The organism is Laedolimicola intestinihominis, assembly GCF_040096155.1.
In the GTDB taxonomy this organism is placed as follows: Bacteria; Bacillota; Clostridia; order Lachnospirales; family Lachnospiraceae; genus Laedolimicola; species Laedolimicola intestinihominis.
The window spans coordinates 96,888-118,733 of the sequence record NZ_JBBMFE010000003.1; the positions used below are offsets into that span (position 1 = coordinate 96,888).

General features: G+C 50.8%; 22 protein-coding genes. 2 read left to right on the forward strand and 20 right to left on the reverse strand.

All coding sequences use genetic code 11. The features are described 5' to 3' along the window. Positions 1-86: 86 nt before the first annotated feature. From WMO29_RS04665 to WMO29_RS04700, 8 genes are all read right to left on the reverse strand, one after another. Positions 87-1,175 (reverse strand): hypothetical protein, encoded by a 1,089-nt coding sequence (locus WMO29_RS04665; RefSeq protein ID WP_349163972.1) that lies wholly within the window; start codon positions 1,173-1,175, stop codon positions 87-89. 146 nt (positions 1,176-1,321) lie between these two features. Then, a complete protein-coding gene (locus tag WMO29_RS04670; RefSeq protein ID WP_349163973.1) occupies positions 1,322-2,467 on the reverse strand; it encodes an aldo/keto reductase in 1,146 nt (381 codons plus the stop codon). Positions 2,468-2,607: 140 nt separating this feature from the next. Then, positions 2,608-3,951, reverse strand: coding sequence for an MATE family efflux transporter (locus WMO29_RS04675; protein WP_349163974.1), 1,344 nt, complete (start codon positions 3,949-3,951; stop codon positions 2,608-2,610). Then, positions 3,938-4,393 (reverse strand): MarR family winged helix-turn-helix transcriptional regulator, encoded by a 456-nt coding sequence (locus tag WMO29_RS04680; RefSeq protein ID WP_349163975.1) that lies wholly within the window; start codon positions 4,391-4,393, stop codon positions 3,938-3,940. Before WMO29_RS04680 ends, WMO29_RS04675 begins: the two co-directional genes overlap by 14 nt. Before the next feature lie 190 nt (positions 4,394-4,583). After that, on the reverse strand, positions 4,584-5,960 hold the full coding sequence (locus WMO29_RS04685; RefSeq protein WP_349163976.1) for an aminopeptidase: 1,377 nt from the start codon (positions 5,958-5,960) through the stop codon (positions 4,584-4,586). Positions 5,961-6,156: 196 nt separating this feature from the next. Continuing rightward, positions 6,157-6,912 carry an ATP-binding protein gene (locus WMO29_RS04690; protein ID WP_349163977.1) on the reverse strand — a complete coding sequence of 252 codons (756 nt, stop codon included), beginning with the start codon at positions 6,910-6,912 and terminating at the stop codon, positions 6,157-6,159. Further along, positions 6,909-7,109 carry a hypothetical protein gene (locus WMO29_RS04695; protein WP_349163979.1) on the reverse strand — a complete coding sequence of 67 codons (201 nt, stop codon included), beginning with the start codon at positions 7,107-7,109 and terminating at the stop codon, positions 6,909-6,911. The genes WMO29_RS04690 and WMO29_RS04695 overlap by 4 nt, the downstream gene beginning before the upstream one ends. A 157-nt stretch (positions 7,110-7,266) precedes the next feature. Continuing rightward, positions 7,267-8,037, reverse strand: coding sequence for an ATP-binding protein (locus WMO29_RS04700; RefSeq protein WP_349163980.1), 771 nt, complete (start codon positions 8,035-8,037; stop codon positions 7,267-7,269). A 242-nt stretch (positions 8,038-8,279) separates the two neighbouring features. Between WMO29_RS04700 and WMO29_RS04705 the strand changes: the two genes are divergently transcribed. After that, positions 8,280-8,870, forward strand: a complete 591-nt coding sequence (locus WMO29_RS04705) for a TetR/AcrR family transcriptional regulator (protein WP_349163981.1) — start codon at positions 8,280-8,282, stop codon at positions 8,868-8,870. 56 nt (positions 8,871-8,926) lie between these two features. On the opposite strand, the gene WMO29_RS04710 is transcribed toward WMO29_RS04705, so the two are convergent. From WMO29_RS04710 to WMO29_RS04725, 4 genes are read right to left on the reverse strand one after another with little or no spacing between them, the layout of a single operon-like run. Next, positions 8,927-10,735 carry an ABC-F family ATP-binding cassette domain-containing protein gene (locus WMO29_RS04710; protein ID WP_349163982.1) on the reverse strand — a complete coding sequence of 603 codons (1,809 nt, stop codon included), beginning with the start codon at positions 10,733-10,735 and terminating at the stop codon, positions 8,927-8,929. A 20-nt stretch (positions 10,736-10,755) separates the two neighbouring features. Next, positions 10,756-12,813, reverse strand: coding sequence for an ATP-dependent DNA helicase RecG (gene recG, locus WMO29_RS04715; protein WP_349163983.1), 2,058 nt, complete (start codon positions 12,811-12,813; stop codon positions 10,756-10,758). 3 nt (positions 12,814-12,816) lie between these two features. Then, a complete protein-coding gene (locus WMO29_RS04720; RefSeq protein WP_349163984.1) occupies positions 12,817-14,457 on the reverse strand; it encodes a DAK2 domain-containing protein in 1,641 nt (546 codons plus the stop codon). A gap of 24 nt (positions 14,458-14,481) precedes the next feature. Further along, positions 14,482-14,838, reverse strand: coding sequence for an Asp23/Gls24 family envelope stress response protein (locus tag WMO29_RS04725; RefSeq protein ID WP_158362048.1), 357 nt, complete (start codon positions 14,836-14,838; stop codon positions 14,482-14,484). Between the two features lie 245 nt (positions 14,839-15,083). On the opposite strand from WMO29_RS04725, the gene rpmB reads away from it, so the two are divergent. After that, positions 15,084-15,269, forward strand: coding sequence for a 50S ribosomal protein L28 (gene rpmB, locus WMO29_RS04730; RefSeq protein ID WP_158362047.1), 186 nt, complete (start codon positions 15,084-15,086; stop codon positions 15,267-15,269). Positions 15,270-15,353: 84 nt separating this feature from the next. On the opposite strand, the gene WMO29_RS04735 is transcribed toward rpmB, so the two are convergent. The 8 genes from WMO29_RS04735 to WMO29_RS04770 form a co-directional block, all read right to left on the reverse strand. After that, on the reverse strand, positions 15,354-16,283 hold the full coding sequence (locus WMO29_RS04735; RefSeq protein WP_349163985.1) for a TraX family protein: 930 nt from the start codon (positions 16,281-16,283) through the stop codon (positions 15,354-15,356). An 81-nt stretch (positions 16,284-16,364) separates the two neighbouring features. Further along, positions 16,365-16,526, reverse strand: a complete 162-nt coding sequence (locus tag WMO29_RS04740) for a hypothetical protein (protein ID WP_178038553.1) — start codon at positions 16,524-16,526, stop codon at positions 16,365-16,367. A gap of 72 nt (positions 16,527-16,598) precedes the next feature. Next, positions 16,599-17,021, reverse strand: coding sequence for a spore germination protein GerW family protein (locus WMO29_RS04745; protein ID WP_178038554.1), 423 nt, complete (start codon positions 17,019-17,021; stop codon positions 16,599-16,601). 131 nt (positions 17,022-17,152) lie between these two features. Then, positions 17,153-18,046: a DUF2953 domain-containing protein gene (locus WMO29_RS04750; RefSeq protein WP_349163986.1), complete on the reverse strand. Its 894-nt coding sequence runs from the start codon at positions 18,044-18,046 to the stop codon at positions 17,153-17,155. A 4-nt stretch (positions 18,047-18,050) separates the two neighbouring features. Further along, positions 18,051-18,368 (reverse strand): hypothetical protein, encoded by a 318-nt coding sequence (locus WMO29_RS04755; RefSeq protein ID WP_349163987.1) that lies wholly within the window; start codon positions 18,366-18,368, stop codon positions 18,051-18,053. 115 nt (positions 18,369-18,483) lie between these two features. Further along, on the reverse strand, positions 18,484-18,936 hold the full coding sequence (locus WMO29_RS04760; RefSeq protein WP_178038557.1) for an NUDIX domain-containing protein: 453 nt from the start codon (positions 18,934-18,936) through the stop codon (positions 18,484-18,486). A gap of 86 nt (positions 18,937-19,022) precedes the next feature. Then, positions 19,023-20,534: a peptidoglycan D,D-transpeptidase FtsI family protein gene (locus WMO29_RS04765; RefSeq protein WP_349163989.1), complete on the reverse strand. Its 1,512-nt coding sequence runs from the start codon at positions 20,532-20,534 to the stop codon at positions 19,023-19,025. Beyond that, positions 20,455-21,843, reverse strand: a complete 1,389-nt coding sequence (locus tag WMO29_RS04770) for an FtsW/RodA/SpoVE family cell cycle protein (protein ID WP_349163990.1) — start codon at positions 21,841-21,843, stop codon at positions 20,455-20,457. Before WMO29_RS04770 ends, WMO29_RS04765 begins: the two co-directional genes overlap by 80 nt. Positions 21,844-21,846 lie beyond the last annotated feature (3 nt).

The window sequence follows — 21,846 nt, forward strand, 5'->3', positions numbered from 1 at the left end:
ACGGCTTCTGCCCTTGAAATTCTGCCACCTTAAAAAATCAGGGCGGAACCCCTTGTATCAGTCCGTCCTGATTTTAAAATCCTTATTTACAAAATGTATTTCCGAAGTGCATCGGTAAACTCCCCGATTCTCTGCTCGGCAAGCTCTTTTAAGGTGATATTCTTCATGCTCTCGATATAACCCTGCTCCTGGCGGTACAGCCACCTGGTATCAGCCGGGCGGATCTTCTCATAATGGTTATTATGAACCCAGTCCTCATAGCTTACCGGAAGCGGATAGCCCAGCTTCTCAGCCAGCAGCTCCCGGAAATCAATCCGGTCCGCGCGGTCACGGATGCCTTCCCAGAACTCCAGCACTTCCTCCACATGCTCGTGGATCTCATAGCGTCTCGCTCCGCCATCGTAAATGATACATTTTTCAAAGAGCGGACTGCACATGGAAAGAGTCTCTCTGCGGAACTCCGGCGCTACGATACCGCCCTTCCAGTAGAAATCCACATCCGGCAGATTGATGCCGGACACGCCCTTGTCCTGGTAGGTACTGAAAATACCCTCATAATAAATGGTAATAAAGCCTTCAAACTCCGGCCAGAACTCCCGGATATCCCGGGTCAGATCCTCCAGGATGTCGATACCCTTGGTTCCGCCGATGGTGAAGATGATGATATTGCGGAGCTTCGCGCCGTGATCCCGGTAGAAATCAGTCACATAGCGGAGACAGTGAATCAACGTCTCGCCGCTGGCAATAATATCGCCGATCATCAGAGTGCTGTCCGGCACCATGGTCAGCTTGCTGTACTTGATCTCCAATCCCGCGATCTCCTCATTTTCAAAGACACGCTCACTGGACAGGAAGCTGATGTCATGAACACGGATGTGCTCCCGGTAACAGCTCTCCTCCAGCGGATAGTTGAGAGCGCCTCTCAAAATAGAAAGAATATTGGCAGTGGTCACCTTCTTCTGCTCCTTCAGATAATAAAGCATCTGGGATGTGGCGGAAATCAGACAGTTATACACCTCATAGCCTACAATCTCCGGCGTATTCAGAAGCTTTCTGGACTCCGCCTCTGATACAATATAATACTCATTCAGGTAGTTTCCGCCGTCCAGCCGATAACAGGCCACGCCCTGCTCGTCAAATTCCGGCACCAGAACCACATTCTCCCAGTTATTCATTCTTATCTCCTTCGCTTTGCTGTATTTCACGTAACTTTTACGTTATCTTTACACATACCTTAGAATATATTAACGGGTCGGTCGGGTTCCGTCAAGGGGAATCGGGCGGAAATTCGACAATTTTTTCCAATACAGGGTACTTATTTTTAGACGCCGAACACCTTCGCCGCCTTCTCCATCCGCTCCGCAATCTTCACACCAAAGGGGCAACGTTCCTCGCAGGACCGGCAGCCGATACACTCGGATGCCTTATGCTCCAGCAGCTCATAGTGGGACTGCACCGTGGCCGGAACTTCAGGCTGCATGGTGGCCAGATCATAAAATTTATTGATCATGGCAATATCCAGGTTGACCACGCAGGGCTTACAGTGACCGCAGTAGGTGCAGGCTCCACGATAGGAATGAAGCGGTGCGTTGGCGATGACGGAAGCGTAATCTTTCGCCTCGTCAGACGCGGTTTCGTAGGCTGCAGCGTCATCCACCTGCTTTTTGGTATCGTAGCCGCACAGGATGGAACAGACTGCCGGACGTGTCAATGCGTAGTGAATACACTGAACCGGCGTCAGCTTCACGCCGAAGGGCGAACGCTTTTCATCAAAAAGGCGGCCTCCCGCAAAACCCTTCATGACCGTGATTCCCACATCGTTCTGCTCGCAGACCTGATACAGATGCGCCCGCTCCGCGTCGATGCCTTTCAGGGCCGTATCATACTGCTCCGCAAACATGGTCTCGATGTCTTCGCTTGCCGGAAGCATGTCAAAGGCCGGATTAATGCTGAACAGAATCATTTCCACATAGCCGGACTGAGCCGCTTTCACAGCCACCTTTGGGTTATGGGAGCTGATGCCGATGTGACGGATGGTGCCGTTCTTTTTGAGCTCCATCACGTAATCCAGATAGTCGGAATGCTGAATTTTCTCCCACTCTTCCTCGGAATCCACGTAATGAATCATCCCCAGATCGATGTAATCGGTCTGCAGCCGTCGAAGCAAATCTTCAAAGGCCGGCTTTACATACTCCATTTCACGGGTACGGTAATACTGGCCGTCCTTCCAGGTGGAACCGATATGGCCCTGAATGTACCACTGCTCCCGGTTCGGTTTGATTCCTTCACCAATAATATCTCTGGATTTCGGATCTGCCATCCAACAGTCCAGAATGTTAATTCCTTTTGCATGGGCGTAGCGGATCACCTCCACGCTCTCTTCCACCGAATGCCGCTCCAGCCACTCGCCGCCGAAGCCGATCTCACTTACCTTTAATCCTGTTTTTCCAAGTCTCCTTGTTTTCATCTTAATCCTCTCCCTTTCCTGTTCAGACACGGATCCGATACTGATTTTATCATAGTACAGGTAAGAATGATTTGCAAGTTCATAAAACCTGCACTGAAATACAGAAAACCTGAATTCTATTAGTTTCGTATAAACCTATATTACTGCGCTTTCTTCTCTCCCCGCTGCATATACAGATAACACCCGATACAAAGCACGATTCCCACCGCCGTGGATATGGGCGCGGCAAGACCGATCCGGGTCAGGCTGGCGTCCGGCTGAATGCTCATGTAATACGACAGGGGCAGGCGGACCAGAAGGGTCTGTATCATACCCTGGGCCATGACGAATACCGTTTTGTTATTACCGTTAAAATAGCCCATCATGCTGAACAGGATTGCGGTTCCCAAAGTCTCCGGGGCAAAGCCCTTCAGATAATCATAGCCTCTGGCGATAACAGATACGTCTGTGGTAAAGAAACCACACAGCACGTCGCCCTTCAGAAGCACCAGGGCAAATACGACGCAGCCTACAGTAAGTCCCACGCCCATGCCGGTAAACATAGACTGCTTCGCCCGCTTGTGTTTACCTGCGCCTACATTCTGGGAGACGAAGGAGGCCATAGACTGCATTAGAGCGCTGGGTACCAGCATGGCAAAATTGACGATTTTACACGCTACGCCGTAGCCGGAGGAGGCCTCCAGACCCAGACGGTTGATAAAGGCGCAGAGGGCCAGGAAGGAACACTGGGTCATAATCTCCTGAAAAGCCAGCGGAAGTCCACTTTTCAGAAATCTCGGACACTGGGCATTCCAACGAAAATCCTCTTTTTTGATGTCAAAGGGCAGTCCCCGCTTTACCAGAAGCAGCACCGCAAATACCACGCTGCAAGCCTGCGCCGCCACGGTTGCGATGGCCGCGCCCGCCGCGTCCATATGAAGGCCTGCCACCAGCACCAGATCGCCGACAACATTGATGACACAGGCCACCAGCACAAACAGAAGCGGGGAGCTGCTGTCACCTAAGCCCCGGAAAATGGCCGCCAGCACATTGTAAGCCACGATGAAGAAAATGCCGGCTCCACAGATCCGCACATAGGACGCAGTCAGGCTCACTGCCTCCACAGGCGCCTGCATCAGCACCGCAATAGGCCGCGCCAATCCTACCATAATCAGGAACAGCACTACAGAAATCACAGCGAATACCACAGCGCCTCCGCCGATGGCCGGTCCGATGTACTGAGGTCGCTTTTCGCCCAGATACCGGGCAATGAGCACGGTGATACCCATGGCAAGCTGAGTCACTGCAAATGTCACCAGGTTCAGTACCTGGCTGCCGGTGGAAACTGCGGAAAGTCCCGAGGTGGAACCAAAGTGTCCCACCACCAAAAGATCCACCGCGCCGTAAGCCGCCTGCAGTATCAGTGCGCCAAGCACCGGCAGCATAAAGGCCACCAGTTTCTTTAAGATATTTCCCTGGGTAAAATCCGCTTTATCGTTTGTCATAGGTCGCTCTCCTTCCGCTCATAATCTGATAAAACTTTTCGATGGTCGCAATCATCGTTTCGGCCTCCTCCTCGGAAATACTGTCAAAATATGGAAGTATGCCGTTGAAATATTCCTCGTCGTATTTCTGATGCAGCTTTCTCCCCTTTTCCGTGGCAGTAAGGAAGGTCACCCGGCCGTCGTCCGGCGAAGCAATTTTCTGAAGATAGCCCTTTGCTTCCATCTCCTTGACCGTGCGGGTCACGCCGGGTCTCGGAATATTCAGGAATTTACTGAGATCGGAAATCCGAACCTGTTTCCCTTTTTCTTCCAGCTCCTGCATGCAATCCAGGTAATGAATATAGGACGGCTGTACACCCTCCGGCAATGGGGGAAGCATATCCCGGGTTCGCTTCGCCATATAGCAGGCATCAAACATCTGCTTAATTAATCGATGGTTCATCTGTATGTCTCCTTGCATTTAGTTACCAATGTTAATTATCATTGATAATTATATGGAAAATCAGATTTTTGTCAAGTATATTTTGCTGGATTCCGAATTCCGGTAACCGACCGTTCTATAACCGCATACACAAATCAGGGGATAAGATCACACGCGATCTTATCCCCTGAAGCTTTACTTTTTCCACTTTTTATTGGATAAACGCCTTAAACGCCAGATAATTCTCATACAGATCCGCCTTGGATACCACCTCCCAGGGAGAATGCATGGAAATCACCGGAACGCCGATATCTACGGTGTCGATGTTAAACTTGGCGATGAATTTGGCCACGGTTCCGCCGCCTCCTTCGTCCACCTTACCCAGCTCGCCGGTCTGCCATACCACGCCGTTCTCGTCGAACAGGTTCCGCAGATACGCAAGAAACTCAGCGTTGGCGTCGTTGGATCCGCTCTTTCCTCTGGCTCCGGTAAACTTCATCATACCTGCGCCGCAGGACAGGAACACAGAGTTGGTCTTTTCGCAGACCTCCGGATAATTGGGATCGTAAGCCGCTGTCACGTCCGCGGACAGACACTTGGAATGAGCCCGTACCGCTGCGGCGGACACTCCGAAGGCTGCTGCCAGCTCATCGATAAGATCCGTGAAAATGGCACTCTGCATACCTGTGGTTCCCTCGCTTCCGATCTCCTCCTTATCTGCCAGAATAACCATAACCGTATGCTGATCGGAAGTCTCGTCCAGGCAGGCTTTCCATGCGGGGTACGCGCAGACCCGGTCGTCGTGGCCGTAGCTTCCAAGCAGGGCGCGATCGAAGCCCACATCCTTGGCCTTGAAAGCCGGAACCATGGACAGCTCGGCACTCATGAAATCTGCCTCGGTGATACCGTATTTATCATTCAGCAGGTGCAGCACATTGTTCTTAACGGTTTTTTCATCGTCCTCAGTCGCTGCCGTGTAAGGAATGTTGCCAAACCAGATGTTCAGCTGCTCGCCCTCGATGGCGTTGCCCAGAGGCTTCTGATTCTGCTTGGCTGCCAGATGAGGAAGCAGATCGCTGATATAAAACACCGGATCGCTCTCGTCCTCACCCACTTTTACCTGCACCGTAGTGCCGTCCTTTAATGCCACCACGCCGTGCAGGGCAAGGGGTATGGCCGCCCACTGATATTTGCGCAGGCCCCCGTAGTAATGTGTCTTGCCCAGAGCCACGCCCTCGGACTCATAGAGGGGAAGCTGCTTCAGATCCAGACGGGGACTGTCGATATGAGAGGCGATGATACGGATGCCGTCCTTCGCGATATTCTCGGTGCCCACCTTGATCAGATACATATTTTTTCCGCGGTTGTTGTAATAAATCTTGTCGCCTGCCTTGAGCTTGCAGCCAAAATCGAAAGCCTCGTAGCCTGCTGCCTTCGCAGCCGCCTCCACATAGGCGCAGCACTCCCGTTCGGTCTTTCCTTCGTCCAAGAACTGCTTATAGCCCTCGGCGAAATCGAAGATCTCAGTCATCAGGGTCTCATCTGCGGTTTCGTAGACATTTGTTCTTTTGTAAGTGAGTGAATCCATGTGTGTTCCTTCTTTCTATCACGATATTGTGCGTATCTATTACTCTGTCTTTGATTTTACCACGTTTGAAACCATATTTCTATCTCTGTTTTTCTCATTGCCGTACCTACTGGGCGTCAATTTAACCTCCCCCAAATTCACCTGAAAAAGCCAGAACAAAGATCTGATCGACTCTGTCCTGGCTTTTAAAGACTTGTTATATCTGCGTCCTGCAGATCTTCTTTGCTGCCTGATTAAGCTCACTGTTCTCCAAAATCAGCTTTTGGCCAAGCAGCGCTGCCTTTGTGAGTTCTGGCTCTACAGGCAGAACTGCCAGTATCCGCTCAGGATCTCCTATGGCCTGCTCCAGCACCTTCCTGCTTTCCTCGTCCACTTTATTCAATACATAATACATGGGTTTTTGAAGCTTTCCACTCAGCTCTCCTATCTTCACCGCAAGCTTGGCAGACTCATAGGAAGGATCACAGACCATCAGAATCAGATCCACCTCATCATCCAAACCGCGCCCGAAATGCTCAATTCCAGCCTCCATATCCAGAATAGCGATCTGATTTTCCTCAAGCGTTAATCTGCTGACAAACTGCTTCATCACCGTTCCCATAGCACAGGCACAGCCCTCGTTCGCCTGATGAATCTTTCCGCTTACCATCAGCTTGATTCCGTTCTTTTCTGTGTAATACCCTTTCGGAATATCACTAAGCTTCCACTGTCCTTCAAAGAATTGATGCGTAAAATTAGATAGCATCATATCCTTCAGAACTTCCTCTTTCCCTCCAAAAAAACCGGTAAATTCCTTTGGATTTTCCATACTGAGATGCCGGTGCAGTCCATAGTTCGATTCGTCAGAATCGATGATCAGAACTTCTTTTCCCGCCGCCGCAAATCTTTCCGCCAGCAGTGATACAATGGTACTTTTTCCGCTTCCACCCTTTCCACATACAGATATTTTCACTTTGCCACCTCCTCAAGATACAGGGACAGATGTACGTCGCCCGGTATTGCAAAACCGCACTGATCGCAGATGCTTTCTCCCACAGTCTGCCCATCCCGTATAAATACCTCTATCACGCCTCCGCATTTGGGGCAGTCAATCTCTTCAATCGTCGTCATACCGCGTGCTTCCTGGCACGTAGGTAATACATCACTCATTTTCGCACCTGCTTTCTATCCGGGTTCCGTAATTTCTTGCAAGCCAGAAGATACATCTGCCCTGGAACTTGTGTCAGGTTATCCTTTGCGTATTCCAGCTTCATATTTGATACGACCTTTCTTTTTCCTTTCCATTTTTTTTGGCTGTTCCTCCAGACTACAGCTCCAGCTTTTCCACAATCTCCTGAAGGGCTTTCCGCACCGGAGAGTCCATGGGAAGCTGTACAATGGGCTTTCCGTCGCAGTCAAAGCGGTAAATCATATCGTCATGAGGCACTACTCCAAGGAGCTCCAGATTCTGATTTTGTATCTCTTCCAGTGTTCCGGCATCCAGATTCCCCTCCGGAGCCCGGTTGATAATCAGTCCCACCTTCTTTGGCTTAAAATTCAGCTCCTTCATCAAAGCAGCAATCCGCCCGGCCGCCTGCACGCCTCTCCTGGAACAGTCGCTGACTAAAATCGCGACCTCCATCATCGGCAGGAGCCCACGGCTCACATGCTCCATTCCTGCCTCATTGTCCACCACCACATAAGGGTAATGGCTCTGCAGCTTCTGCACCTGCGTCTGAACCAGGCCGTTCACAAAGCAGTAACAGCCTTGCCCCTGGCTGCGCCCCATGACCATCAAATCAAAGTCATCCTCCTCTGTAAGGGCATCTGCCAGCCGGGCCTCCAGATAATCCTTTTTCGTTACCCCGGCGGGAATCTTATACCGGCTATCCGATCCCGCCCGCTCAATCTCCTCCCGGAGCTCTCCAAGAGTAATGCCCGCCTCCACGCCAAGCACCTCATTGAGATTTGAGTTGGCATCCGCATCCACAGCCAGAACCGGCTTCTTCCCGCTCTGGCAGAGATACTGAATCAAAAGGCCGGTAAGCGTGGTCTTTCCCACACCGCCTTTGCCGGCTACTGCAATCACATGTCCCATATCCTCTCCATCCTTTCCTGTGCCAAATCCACATTTTCCTGCGTTCAGCAATTATTCTGCTGCCGTCCTGATACAGGGTGTTCTTTTTATAAACAATATGTTGATTTTCTTTACAAACTGATTATAATAAAAGTATCAGAAAATACAATCATCAATTTAAAGCTGTCTGTAGGTTTCTGAACAGTTTTCCGTATTCTGTTCAGAAACTCCAATGGAAATCATCGAAAAAGGAGGAAATTCCCATGCCGGAAAAGACACAGAAAGAAGACCGGAGGACGCGTTATACCCGCCAGGTCATAAAGGAAGCATTTTTAAAGCTTCTGGAAGAAAAGGAATATCCCAAAATCACAATCACTGAGATCTGCAGGCTTGCGGAAATCAACCGGGGAACCTTCTATCTCCACTATTATGATACTGCCGATGTGCTGGATGATCTTCTAAGCGAAATCCTGAAAGAAACCACCAGCGTCATCGACCATGTCTTCTGCCCTGCAAGAGCCTCCGGGAACTGCTCCTATCCTTTCTGTGACAGGCTGCACAGCAGCGACCGATATCAGGCGCTTTTTCTCGACGACACCATCTCCGCACAAATCATAGAAAAAATGGCGGAAATGACAAAAGAAGACTATGTGACCTGGCTGATGTCACACAGTCTCCTTACCTTTGAAGAAGCCGAAGCCATTTTTTATTTCCAGATGAACGGCTGTCTGTCCATCAATAAAGTCATGCTGCGCAATCACTGCTCCGACTGGAAAAAGATACAGCGGGCCATCGATCAGTTTATCCGCGCAGGGCTGGAATCATTTCTGATCCGGGATCAGAGGGAATACTGATCCGCATTTCATCCGATAACGGCGTTTTGTCTGTCAATATTCTCCTTGCCACGCACCTACTGGGCGTCAATTTTTTCCTTCAGCTCCGTCAGATACATCCAGCGCTCCATCTTCTCATCCAGAAGGCTCTGCGTCTCTTCCTTTTCCTTCGTAAGCTCCGTTAAGCGGCTATACTGGCTGGCATGGGCAATCATTTCTTTATCCAGCTCCTCTATCTTCGCTTCCAGCGCAGCGATATCGTCCTCGATGGTATCGAATTCCTTCTGCTCCTTGTAGGTGAATTTCAGCTTCTTCTCCCCTTTATCCCAGCTAGCTTTCTTCTTGCCGCCGGGTTCGGAAGCTCCCGCTGCTTTTATGCTCTTTAAAGCGCCGCCAAAATCCGTCCCTGCTGCGCCATGCTCCCGGGCCAGCGCTTCCATATAGTCGGTATAGCCGCCCTCGTACTGGCGGAAATGACCGTTGCCGTCGAAGGCAAAGATCCGATCCACCACATTGTCCAGGAAATACCGATCGTGGGAAACGAGAATTACAATGCCGATAAAGGAGTTCAGGTAATCCTCCAGAATCGTCAGCGTGGGAATATCCAGTTCGTTGCTGACCTCGTCCATAACCAGCACATTGGGGCCGGTCTGCAGGACGCCTAAGAGATAGAGCCGCCGCTTCTCCCCGCCGGAGAGCTTTCCGATGGGCGCGTACTGCATATCCGGGGTAAACAGAAAGCGTTCCAGCATCTGGGACGCCGTGATCCGTCCATCTCGGGTGGAAATGTACTCGGCAATATCCTTCACATAGTCGATGACCCGCTGATTTTCATCCATGTCCGGCAGTTCCTGGGCGAAATAGCCAAGCTTGATGGTTTCGCCCACCTCCACATCGCCGGAATCCGGCGGGATCTGCCCTGCTATCATTTTCAGCAACGTAGACTTTCCGCAGCCATTCGGGCCAACAAACGCGATAGTCTGATTTTTCAGGAAAATATACGTAAAATCCTCAACAATCTTTCGGCCCTCGTATTCCTTGGATACGTGGTGCAGCTCAATGGTTTTCTTGCCCATGCGGGTTTCGACCGAATCCAGCTCCACGGTTTTATCAAAGACCGGAGCCCTTCCGGCCTTCAACGCTTCCAGCCGATCCAGTCGCGCCTGCTGCTTGGTGGTCCGGGCCCGGCAGCCTCTGGCCGCCCATTCCAGCTCCATGCGGAGAATGCTCTGCCGCTTCCGTTCGGTGGCCAGCTCCATTTCCTCCCGCTTTGCCTTCAGCTCCAGAAAGCCCGAATAGTTGGCCTGATAACTGTAGAGCTTTCCCCGGCTGATTTCCAGAATCCGATTGGTCACCCGGTCCAGAAAATAGCGGTCATGGGTTACCAGAATCACGGTTCCCCGGAATTTCCGAAGCCAGGCCTCCAGCCAGCGGATCATCTCCTCATCCAGATGGTTCGTGGGCTCGTCCAGAATCAGAATATCCGCCGAAAGCAGCAGGGTCCGTGCCAGGGCCACCCGCTTCTTCTGCCCGCCGGACAGCGTCTCGATTTGCGCACCCACATCCGGGATGCCTAAGGTGTTCAGCATATTTTTTGCGTCATACTCGGTGACCTCTCCGCCCGCCACATAGGACAGCGCAGTAGCCCCATCCGGAAATGTGTTCGCCTGGGACAGAAAGGCCAGCTTTACGCCATTTTGCATAATGACCTGCCCCTGATCAGCCTCCTCGGTACCTGCGATAATCCGAAGCAGGGTCGTCTTGCCCGTGCCGTTGATGCCGATGATCCCGACCTTTTCTCCCTCCTGAATGCCACAGGAGATATCATCGAAAATCCATTTATCTCCGTAAAGCTTGCTTACGTGCTCGATATTTAAAATGTTCATAATACTTCCGTCTTTTCTCCTTACAAACTCATACGCGCTATTCCTGCCGTCCGGTACTCCAAAAGCTTCTCCTTTAGCCCCTGATGCTCCTCCAGCTTCAGCTCCGGGTCTAATTTTTCGATCTTCGCGGCCTCCTCACTGGCAGCCTGCAGGATCAACGCGTCTGTAAAAATATCTCCAATCTTAAACTCCAGAATTCCACTCTGGCGGATTCCGAACAGATCGCCCGGTCCCCGAAGCTTCAGATCTTCTGAAGCAATATAAAAGCCATCATTGGATTTGTTCAGAATCTCCAGTCGCTTTTTGGTATCCTTACTGTCGGATCCACTAACGAAAATGCAGTAGGACTGGTGCTTTCCGCGTCCTACACGCCCCCTTAGCTGATGAAGCTGAGCCAGGCCGAAGCGCTCGGCGTTCTCCACCATCATAACTGTGGCGTTTGGCACATTGACTCCCACCTCGATAACGGTCGTGGAGACAAGCACCTGGATTTCGCCTGCCGCGAAGCGCTCCATAATGTCATTCTTCTCGGCGGCTTTCATTTTCCCGTGCAGATATTCAATGGCGATGCCGGGAGCCAGCTCCTTTTGCAGCTTTTCCGTATAATCTACCACATTTTCAATCTCGATCTCCGGATTTTCCTCCACCATAGGGCAGATAATGTACACCTGCCGCCCGGCGGCCACTTCCCGCTCGATAAAACGGTAGGCCTTAGGCCGATAACTCTCGTCCACCACACAATTCTTGATGGGCAGACGATTGGCCGGAAGCTCATCGATGACGGAGATATCCAAATCCCCGTAAATGATAATAGCCAGAGTCCGGGGGATCGGCGTGGCGCTCATGACCAACACATGGGGATGAAGTCCCTTACTCGCCAGTGTCTCCCTCTGGCGAACGCCGAACCGGTGCTGCTCGTCTGTCACCACCAGTCCCAGACGGGCAAAGCTTACCTTCTCCTGAATCAGCGCATGGGTTCCGAGAATAATCCGCGCCTCACCGCTCTCAATGCGCGCATAAGCCTCCCGTTTCTCCTTGGCCGTCATGGATCCGGTCAGCAGCTCCACGCATACGTCCATGGAAAGCCCGGAAAGCAGCTCCCGGATACTCTCCGCATGCTGTCTTGCCAGCACCTCGGTGGGCGCCATCAGCGCCCCCTGATAGCCGCTCTCCACCGCGGAAAGCAATGCCAGCAGCGCAATGACCGTCTTACCGGATCCCACGTCTCCCTGCACCAGCCGGTTCATGATCGTTTCTCCCTTAAGATCCGCCTGAATCTCATTCCAGACCCGCTTCTGGGCCCCGGTGAGCTCGTAGGGCAGTGATGAAAGCAACTGCTCCACAGACGCTCCCGGATGAATCACGCACTCATTGACCGTGTCTTCGGTCTGCTCTTTCATCTGCCGCAGGGCTAAAATAAACAGGAAAAACTCATCAAAGACCAGACGCTTTCTGGCCAACAGCAGATCCTCCCGCTTCACCGGAAAATGGATGGCCCGCAGGGAAAAGTTATATTCCGCTAACTGCTGTTCGTTCCGGATACGCTCCGGCAGATATTCTGTGTCCAGATCCAGTTGCTCAAAAGCCTGGCGCACCGCCTTGGTCACAGTCTTATTGGACAGACCGCCGGTCAGTCCATAGATGGGCTGCATAGTGTCCAGCAGCTTCTCATAGTCCTCCGGCGCGTAAATCTCCGGCTGATCCATGGTGGTTCGACCCTTTTTCTTCTGCACCCGTCCCCGGAAGATATAGATGCAGCCAGGCAACAGGCTGTTTCGCAGAAAGGGCATATTAAACCAGGAAAGCTGCAGGTGCAGGCCATTTTCCTCTAAGGACACGGTGGTAATATGATACCTGCCCACTCGCCTGCCATCCGGGATCCGGCGGATAACGCCGGTCACGGCCTGTATCTTATCGGCCTCCAGAGCACCGATTGACACCGGTCTTTCATATACATCATACGTCCTCGGATAATAAGACAAGAGCTCTCCCACCGTGTCTACCCCGACACGGTGAAAGAGCGCAGCTGTCTTTTCTCCAATGCCTTTTAAGGCTGTAATTGGGGAAGCTGTATTCATTTTCTACTCCACAGAAACTACATAATAGTAAATCGGCTGTCCGCCAAAATGAACCTCGATATCGCAGTCCGGATACAGATCGCTTAAATCCTCGCCCAGCTTGTCCGCATCCTCCTTCTTCACGTCCTCGCCATAGTAAATGCTGATAAGCTCGGAATCCTCGTCGATGAGCTCCTTGAACATATCCAGCGTAGTCTGCTCCACATCCTCGCCCACAGCCAGGATCGCGTGGTCGCCGATGCCCATGATATTGCCCTCTTTGATCTCCTTGTCATCGATGTGAGTATCACGCACCGCATAGGTAACCTGACCGGTCTTCACATTGGCCAGCTCCTCGGTCATGCGGGTCTCGTTCTCCTCTGCACTGGAATCCGGCATGAAGTTGATCATGGCCGTAATTCCCTGGGGAACCGTTTTGGTGGGGATAACAATAATATCCTTATCCTCACAAAGCGCCTTTGCCTGATTTGCTGCCAGGATGATGTTCTTATTGTTCGGCAGAATGAAGATATGATCCGCGTTTACCTTTTCAATGGCATTGAGCATATCCTCGGTGCTGGGGTTCATGGTCTGACCGCCCTCGATCAGGTAATCCACGCCGAGACCCTTGAAGATCTCACCAATGCCCTCGCCGATGGATACTGAGATAAAGCCCATCTCCTTTCTCGGCTCTTCTGCCTTCTGCTGAGCCGCAATCTTGGAAGCATCCTTGATGAGCTTCTCCTCATGCTCCTCACGCATATTGTCGATCTTCAGCCGGGACAGGGAACCGTAGGTCAGCGCCTTCTCGATGGCCTGACCCGGATGATTCGTATGTACATGAATCTTTACGATATCATCGTCAGCCACGCACACAATAGAATCACCGATAGACTCCAGGAAAGCCTTAAATTCCATCTCGTCCTTATGCTCAAACTTCTTATCTAATACGATAATAAACTCGGTGCAGTAACCGAACTTGATTTCAGCCTCTGTCTCCGCGCTGATCTTCACCGGAGCGGACTTCGGCGCTTCAAAGGTGTAATCCACCTCTTTTCCCAGATAAGCGTCATAAGCGCCCTTCAGCACCTCCACAAGGCCCTGTCCGCCGGAATCTACCACACCTGCCTCTTTCAGAACCGGTAAGAGATCCGGAGTAGTCGCCAGCACACGCTCCGCCTCTTCAATCACACCTGCAAAGAAGACGTCCAGATCCTCTTCCTCCAGAGCCAGCTCTGCCGCCTTATCAGCCGCGCCTCTGGCCACCGTCAGAATTGTTCCCTCCTTCGGCTTCATAACCGCCTTGTACGCAGTCTCTACTGCTTTCTGGAATGCATTGGAAATGGTCATCACGTCCAGGGTCTCATACCCCTTGATTCCCTTGGTGAAGCCACGGAGCAGCTGGGACAGGATAACGCCGGAGTTTCCGCGCGCTCCTCTTAAGGATCCGGAGGAAATAGCCTTCGCTACTGTCTCCATAGTACGCTCAGACAGGTTGTTGACCTCGGAAGCTGCAGACATGATAGTCAGCGTCATGTTGGTTCCCGTATCGCCATCCGGCACCGGAAATACATTCAGCTCGTTGATCCACTCTTTTTTCGCTTCCAGGTTCTTAGCGCCGCCTAAAAACATCTTTGTAAGCGTGTTTACCTCTATCGTTTTCATAATGTCAAAAAACTCCTCCTGAAATTAATCTATGACCCGAACACCCTCAACAAAGATGTTGATTTTCTCAATGGTCATTCCGGTGAACTCCTCCACCTTGTACTTTACATTGCTCATCAGATTGTCGGATACAGCGGAAATGCTGACGCCATACGCTACAATTACATGGAAAGAAAGCGTAATCTTATTGTCGTTGATCTGTACGTTCACGCCGCGGGTCAGGTTGTCTCCCTTCAGGAGCTTTACCAGTCCGTCTTTCATATTTACCATGGCCATTCCAACGATACCGAAGCACTCCACTGCTACGGAACCTGCATATCTGGCAATAACTTCCGGGTCGATCATGACAGCGCCCATCTGCGTATTCATAAGTCCCTTCATTATCATTACCTCCACTCTTATTTTTTATTACATCAAAAAAGCCCATGTCTCTCTTTGCTTATCAGATGACATAGATATAGTGTATTATAACCTGTTTTACCTCGAAAAGAAAGCTATTTTTCATACTTTCTAAAAAATTGTAATATTTTTAAATTTCCACTTGCAAAATATAGTGGCATCTGCTAGAATAACTTATGTTGCGAGCCTATATATAGGTTCACTATCGTTCAAGAGGAGGTGCAAACATGGCAAAGTGTGCAATCTGTGAAAAAGGCGCTCATTTCGGAAACAACGTCAGCCATTCACATAGACGTTCCAACAAGATGTGGAAATCCAATGTTAAGTCTGTAAAGGTTAAGGTTAACGGCGCTGCCAGAAAGATGTATGTATGTACATCCTGTCTGAAGTCCGGAGCAGTTGAGAGAGCTTAAGTTTAAGATCGAGAAATTAGGAGCAGCGTGTGCCGCTCCTTTTTTTGTGTCCCTTTTATAGAAAATAAGAAAGAATCCTGCGTTTTATTTCATAATCACAGCCCCGATGAACCACAGCACATATACATGTACCGGGTAGAATATGTAGTAAAAATACTTCCGGAACTGCGGTGACAGCTTGTCCCGCTTCCGCTTCTTCTTACAAAAGCCAAGCTTTTCATTGCAGCCGAGCACCAGCGGCAGGGCAAAGATCATCATCCACTGAAAATCATTATGGAACATATGGGACAGATCAAAAATCGGACGGAAAGATGCTCCCCAGAGCACCAGCCCCGTCATAATCTCCATCAGAGCCACCAGCACATCATGACCCACCAGGGAAAACAATCTTCCCCAGAGACCAAAGGCGGAATTTACAAAGAATACAAGAAAGATACCCAGGTATCCGAGAATCATCCGCTTCTTACTCTTGTCCTCCTTCGTAAAATAGAATAGCACGCCAATCAGCACATACATCAGCGCTCCCTCGCAGGTCAGCGCGCTTCCAAGCAGAGCCGAACCGAAATTCAATACTGCATAGGGCACTTCCACAATTTCATAGAGTCCGGCCCATACACCCGCGACAGCCACCTGATAAAAAATGTATGTGAACCAGATTTTCAATCTCCGCTTCGGATGGCGATTCGCGTATTCAATCAGATCCACCAGAAAAGCAGACGCAAATAAGGTCGCGAACATATTAGTGGTGACGGCGGTGACCAGGCCGGTCTTCTGTGCCACAACGGACATGAGCAGGTTAAAGGCCGCCATGGCTACGCTGGCGATGTAGAGCCGCCGGAAATACGCTTTCTTATCACTGGTTTTCGTAAGGCTCCAGGCCATACAGTAAAAGAACAGCGGCGCGGACAGCTTTCCGAGCCACTGCAGAAACACCGGCATACCCGGAATCAGCGATCCGATATACCCCAGCACCATGGTCACAAGCGCTATCCGCTTCAATGTAGTTACAGACATTTTCTATCTCCCTTTATCGTTATTGTTCACTCCGTTCTCAATAACACGCTCCGCGGGACAGTGCATGTGAACAATAATCTTTTATCTTCCGCATTTTCCTCCGGACGAGAACAGATTATACCCGACAATCATCAGGGAAAAGGCCGCCAGCGCCCGCACAAACCAGCCGTTGACCGGCATAAAAAAGGTGGTGAGGATTCCGACGCCTATCCAGAACATCACAAAACCAAGCAGCTGTTTCATAACGGCTCCCGGCATATTATTTCTTATTCTATTCTATGTCCTTTTTTTTGAAATGTGTATCCTGGCAGCCGATTACTCTGCCTTTGGATCTGCCTCCGGCTCGTCCTTTTCGATTACGTCTACTGCGTCCTGGATGGCGTCTGCCACCGGACTCTCATTCTTTGTGCCGCCTGACGCAAACTTGTTCACGAAATCCGGAACCATGTCGAGAATCTTCGTTACAGTATCCTGATTCTTTACATTGACCAGCTTGGTGACGCCATTCGAGATTACCAGAATAGCGCTGGGGGAAATCTTCGCTCCCATACCGCCGCCTGCGTTCTGCTTCTTGTCGCCCGCGAAGGCTCCGGCTCCCACGCCGAAGGATACGTCTACCAGCGGCAGAATGATGGTATCGCCGATGGTAACTGCGTCGCCGACTACGGTTTTTGTAGTGATAAAGCTGTCCATGCCCTTGAACAGGGACTCTACGGTGGTATCAAATGTATTATTCATAAGAAAGCCTCCTTATTATATCTTCTATGATTATAAATTTTTATCGCGATTTCGCACTGCCCAAACCACCTGCGCCTGTTGTGCGTAAAAAAGGTGCAGCGTGATTCAGGATGCTTTGTCATATCGGCACGTCAGGTCACCATTCGGTATACAAAACGAACATTTTTGTCCCGGTACAGCCTCCAGGCAATCTGCGCGACGGTCAGCAGCCGGATGCGGCCCTTCAGATACAGCTCACCCTCCAGCACAGTCTCCTGAAAATCAGGGACTACCTTCACATTATCCATGAAAAGAGGATAAAATATACTGATGCCGCCCAGAATTTCTCCGGTCAGCGCCGGGTCGTCCGTTCCAAAACGCAGGTCACCCCGTACTTTGTTCGGAAGCAGTTTCACCAGAAAACCTTTCAGTTGGCTCCAGGCAAGACTGAGTGCCGCCTTTGTGCGGTCGTCCGTGGCAAAGCGTTTCATTCGTTTTATTTTAACATAGAACCGGTGTAATGTATATTTAAGATTTTTTAATTTTTTCGGAATAGAGCTTAAGCAGCGCCAGATAGTTTTCAGGAAGCCCGCAAGCATTCTCAGAAAAACGGTAATTTTCCCGAAAATTCCGAGATTCCGCTGTTTGCGGGCGGGCCACGGCTCCAGTTCTTCTGTTTCCTCTTCTACAGGCTCTATGCAGATCTCCTGCTCTGCCGCCTTCCCCGCGTCCTCTTCTGCGTCCGCGAAAACTTCTTTCATCCCATCCTCTATCTCTTTTTCATCCGCCAGAAAATCCTTCACGGTAAAAATAAGTACCTTCAGCTTCGCCGACAGTTCCCCGTTCCGAAAGCTCACCGGTACCCGTACCAACTGAAGCAGCCAGTGCACCCTTGCTTCCACGAAAAATTCCTCTTTCTTTTTCAGATGGGCCTCGTACCGAACCGGCACCAAAAGAAGCAATGCCAGAATCAGCAAAGCCAGTCCCAGCACCACTGCAAGTATGAGCAGTATGATTTTCAAGATAATCCAGATTATATGCAGCATACTGTCAGTTCTCCGTCCTGCCAAAATACTCCCGCACGGCGAAGCCGCCGGTCTTCCGATAGATGTCCTCTACCATCCGCTGTACCAGCTCCAGGGCCTCCTCGTAACCCGACGCGATACCCACCACGAAAAGATCCTGCTTATAAAAGGCCGGCTGCTTCAGATGGGCCGCGTGAAAAATATCAAAAAGATTCTCCGGATTGGAAGCCAGGGTGATCAGATAGATGCTGACCATCCCCATACCACGGTTGGCTTTTCTTATAATCTTATCCTTTTTTTTCGCCGTTTTGTCAGTCAGATAAAGATTTTCCGCCCACTGCATTCCGAAATCCTCTCCAGACAACAGTCTGTCCGCACTGCGCTTACGCTATTGTCCTAAATTCGAAAAATGAGGGTATCGAAACCTATCCGCGACACCCTCTTTCCTCTCGTTTCTTCTAAAAATACTTTTTATTGCCCCAGAGATTACTCTTTTTCAGATCCAGATACTCATTGTAGGCCCGCTCCAGAATCTGCTTCTCATTGGAAAACTTCAGCAGATGGTAGGCCTCGTGATACTTATAATATCCCGAATCCACAAAATACTCCTCGCGCTGTGGTTTACTGTAATAATTGTCCGCCATCATCAGATACCAGTGAACGTCCTTCTCTACCGTGTCCTCCGGCACCGTGAAAGAATACTGGCTCTTGCCAATATACTTGATAATCGCGGCATCTACGCCCGTTTCCTCGCGCACTTCTCTTAACGCCGTCTCCTTGTACTCTTCTCCCGGCTCTACAGTCCCCTTCGGCAATACCCAGCCCTCATAACGGTTCTTGTAATTCTTGTACAAAAGCAGGATCTTACCTCGAAATATTACCACACCGCCACAACTGGTTGCTTCAATCATTGCAAAACCTCCTGTCCTGGTGTGTTCAAAAACTAGGTATAGTATAGCGCTTTTTGGGAGATTTGACAAGCGTTTGTTATCACCTTCTACTCGGTCCCGTTCATCAGATCCTTCAGAGCCTTATTCCCATACCATTCCTGAAAAATCTGCCGTGCAATGGGCACTGCGTACTCGCTGCCGCTGCCGCGCTCCTCCACCAGCACGCAGACCGCGATATCCCGGTCCCCGGTATCAGAAAAGCCTACAAACCAGGCGTGGCTCTTGCTCTTATCACTGGTGTACTCGGCTGTTCCCGTTTTACCTGCGGTCTCAAAGCCCAGGTCCTTCAGCTTGCTTCCTGTTCCGCTCTCCACCACGGCCTTCATATATTCGGTCAGTGCAGCGGCCTCGTCCGCCGTCATCAGGGAGCCGTACTCCTCCGTATCGAAGGTTTTCACCGTCGCGCCCTTCGCGCTTCGCACCTCCTCCAGCAGATAAGGCTTCATCAGCACGCCGTCATTGGCAATGGTGCCGGCAATCAGAGCCATATGAAGGGGTGAAACAAGCGTCTCCCCCTGGCCGATGGCTGTCATCATCTGTTCTGCAGGCGTGGCGTCCGTTTTCAGGGAAAAGGAGCTCTTGGAATAAGTCAGAGGTGACGGCAACTCTGTGTTGAACAGTAACTCCTCACAGGTACTCTTAAACGCACTCTCATCCAGCGACAGGCCAATGGTGGCAAAGGCTGAATTACAGGATTTCGCAAAGGCCTTTGTCAAATCCTCGGCTCCATGGGCCTTCTTATTATAACAGCTGATGGTATAGTTTCCCTCTGTAACCTTTCCCTTGCAATTGAAGGAAAAGTCTGCATAGGAATCCGGATTTTCCCGCATATACTCCAGCAGCGTCACAATTTTAAACGTGGAGCCGGGCGCGTAGAGTCCCTGGGTCGCGCGGTTGTAGAGGACGCTGCCACTCTCCGGGGAATCCTCCGCCGTAAGCGTATCCCATTTTTCATTGATAGTACCTGGATCGTAGTCCGGCTTGGACACCATGGCAAGCACCCGTCCGGTCTGTGCTTCCAGCACTACCACCGCACCCCGGTTCTTGCCCAGGGCGTCGTAGGCGGTTCGCTGCAAATCCATATCCAGGGTGGTCACCACATTATCCCCCTGACTTTTCTGGTCTTTCACCTGATTTTTCAGTTGCTCTGCCGGTGAGATACTGGAAGTCAGCAGGTAGTAATTGGCTAACTGCTCAATGCCTGTATTTCCACGGGTAGAATAGCCCACCACATGGGCAAACAGATTGGCGTAGGGATATTCCCGGGTCTCTGTACCGTCCGACGCTGCCTTCGTCTCCGCCAGCACTGTGCCGTCCGAGGCCAGGATATTTCCCCGGATATTCCGCTCTGCAAAGGCGTCCAGCCTGGCGTTGTAGGGATTGTTGATTACATCCGGACTTAAGACCGCGTCAAAATAGATAAAATAGCCTGTCATCAGCGCAAACAGACCGATGAAAAGGTACGTAATCACCGCCAGCTCATGATTTTTCCTGCTTTTTGCTCTGCCCGTCTTTGACTCTTTTTGCTTTTCTTGCTTTGGCTGCTCGTTCTTTTTCAATCTGCAAATCCTCGTCTTCTTTTAAGAGATACATACCCTGAATAATATAAAACATCAGGATACTGGACGCCAGGGAGCTTCCGCCGTAGCTCACCAGCGGCAATGTCACGCCTGTGGACGGAATAAAGCGGATGGCTCCTCCGATGGTCAGGAACACCTGAAAACCATAGAGGGTCCCGAAGCCCAACGCCGTATATTTGTAGAATCGGTTCTTGATCTGCATGGCAATATTGATAAACATGATAAAACAGCTCATGCATATCAAAATCAGGCATACGGCGAAGATACCGCCCATTTCCTCAGCAATAGCCGAGAAAATAAAATCCTGCTCCACTACTGGGATCTTATTGGGCATGCCCAGATTCAGTCCCATGCCGAACCAGCGTCCGGTTCCGATGGCAAATAAGGACTGCGTGATCTGATACCCTTCATTTTCAATGACGCTGAAGGGGTCGGTCCAGGCCAGCACCCGGACCCGCACGTGGGCGAACAGATGATAGCCGATGACCGCCGCCACCGATCCCGCTCCCAGACCTGCCAGGAAATACAGAGGTTTCTTCGTGGCCACATAGAGCATCACCAGATAGGTTACAAAGAACAGCAGTGCCCCGCCCAAGTCGCTGGACACTGCCAGCACCAGCACATGGGCCGCCGCCAGAATGGTCGTCCGCACAATATCCGCGAATTCCGTGCTCTTACTCAGCATGGCTGCCACAAAAAATACAAAGGTAATTTTCACAAACTCACTGGGCTGGAACACAAATTTGCCGATAACCAGTGATAATTTCGCGCCCGAGGTGGTCTTGCCCACTACGGCCACGGCCATCAGAAGCGCCAGCCCGCCGATTCCGTAAAGCCAGGGCAGCTTCTGCAGAAAGCCGCATTTTCGGATCAGTACCGGCACAATCAGTGCCACCGCCAGTGCCACCGCCGCAATCTGAAATTGACGCACTGCCTTGTCATATGACAGCCGCGTCAGCATGATGAAACCAATGGCCAGCAGCAGACACATATTGTTCAGCACCAGCCGATTTGCCTTCGGATAGATAATCCGGGTGAACACCAGCACCGCCTGCAGCAAAAAAAACTGAAAGGCGTAGAATACCGCCAGCTTCATTTCCCCGGTCTGCATGTACAGCACCACAAAGGCCAGGGCATGAATCAGGAACAGGTTCAGAATCTGCAGCCGAAAACCATGGCGCACCTCCTCCTGATCCCGTTTTCGCAGCACCGAATAGCTTAAGGATGTATAAAGCGCAATCAGGATAATAAACGCGTATTTGGATAAATCGGTAATCAAGAATACCATATA

Bases quoted from the DNA above. Each gene is read 5' to 3' on its own strand.
- WMO29_RS04665 (WP_349163972.1), bottom strand. From the start codon at position 1,175: ATGAATAACTGGGAGAATGTGGTTCTGGTGCCGGAATTTGACGAGCAG.
- WMO29_RS04670 (WP_349163973.1), bottom strand. From the start codon at position 2,467: ATGAAAACAAGGAGACTTGGAAAAACAGGATTAAAGGTAAGTGAGATC.
- WMO29_RS04675 (WP_349163974.1), bottom strand. From the start codon at position 3,951: ATGACAAACGATAAAGCGGATTTTACCCAGGGAAATATCTTAAAGAAA.
- WMO29_RS04680 (WP_349163975.1), bottom strand. From the start codon at position 4,393: ATGAACCATCGATTAATTAAGCAGATGTTTGATGCCTGCTATATGGCG.
- WMO29_RS04685 (WP_349163976.1), bottom strand. From the start codon at position 5,960: ATGGATTCACTCACTTACAAAAGAACAAATGTCTACGAAACCGCAGAT.
- WMO29_RS04695 (WP_349163979.1), bottom strand. From the start codon at position 7,109: ATGAGTGATGTATTACCTACGTGCCAGGAAGCACGCGGTATGACGACG.
- WMO29_RS04700 (WP_349163980.1), bottom strand. From the start codon at position 8,037: ATGGGACATGTGATTGCAGTAGCCGGCAAAGGCGGTGTGGGAAAGACC.
- WMO29_RS04705 (WP_349163981.1), top strand. From the start codon at position 8,280: ATGCCGGAAAAGACACAGAAAGAAGACCGGAGGACGCGTTATACCCGC.
- WMO29_RS04710 (WP_349163982.1), bottom strand. From the start codon at position 10,735: ATGAACATTTTAAATATCGAGCACGTAAGCAAGCTTTACGGAGATAAA.
- recG (WP_349163983.1), bottom strand. From the start codon at position 12,813: ATGAATACAGCTTCCCCAATTACAGCCTTAAAAGGCATTGGAGAAAAG.
- WMO29_RS04720 (WP_349163984.1), bottom strand. From the start codon at position 14,457: ATGAAAACGATAGAGGTAAACACGCTTACAAAGATGTTTTTAGGCGGC.
- WMO29_RS04725 (WP_158362048.1), bottom strand. From the start codon at position 14,838: ATGAAGGGACTTATGAATACGCAGATGGGCGCTGTCATGATCGACCCG.
- rpmB (WP_158362047.1), top strand. From the start codon at position 15,084: ATGGCAAAGTGTGCAATCTGTGAAAAAGGCGCTCATTTCGGAAACAAC.
- WMO29_RS04735 (WP_349163985.1), bottom strand. From the start codon at position 16,283: ATGTCTGTAACTACATTGAAGCGGATAGCGCTTGTGACCATGGTGCTG.
- WMO29_RS04740 (WP_178038553.1), bottom strand. From the start codon at position 16,526: ATGAAACAGCTGCTTGGTTTTGTGATGTTCTGGATAGGCGTCGGAATC.
- WMO29_RS04745 (WP_178038554.1), bottom strand. From the start codon at position 17,021: ATGAATAATACATTTGATACCACCGTAGAGTCCCTGTTCAAGGGCATG.
- WMO29_RS04750 (WP_349163986.1), bottom strand. From the start codon at position 18,046: ATGCTGCATATAATCTGGATTATCTTGAAAATCATACTGCTCATACTT.
- WMO29_RS04755 (WP_349163987.1), bottom strand. From the start codon at position 18,368: ATGCAGTGGGCGGAAAATCTTTATCTGACTGACAAAACGGCGAAAAAA.
- WMO29_RS04760 (WP_178038557.1), bottom strand. From the start codon at position 18,936: ATGATTGAAGCAACCAGTTGTGGCGGTGTGGTAATATTTCGAGGTAAG.
- WMO29_RS04770 (WP_349163990.1), bottom strand. From the start codon at position 21,843: ATGGTATTCTTGATTACCGATTTATCCAAATACGCGTTTATTATCCTG.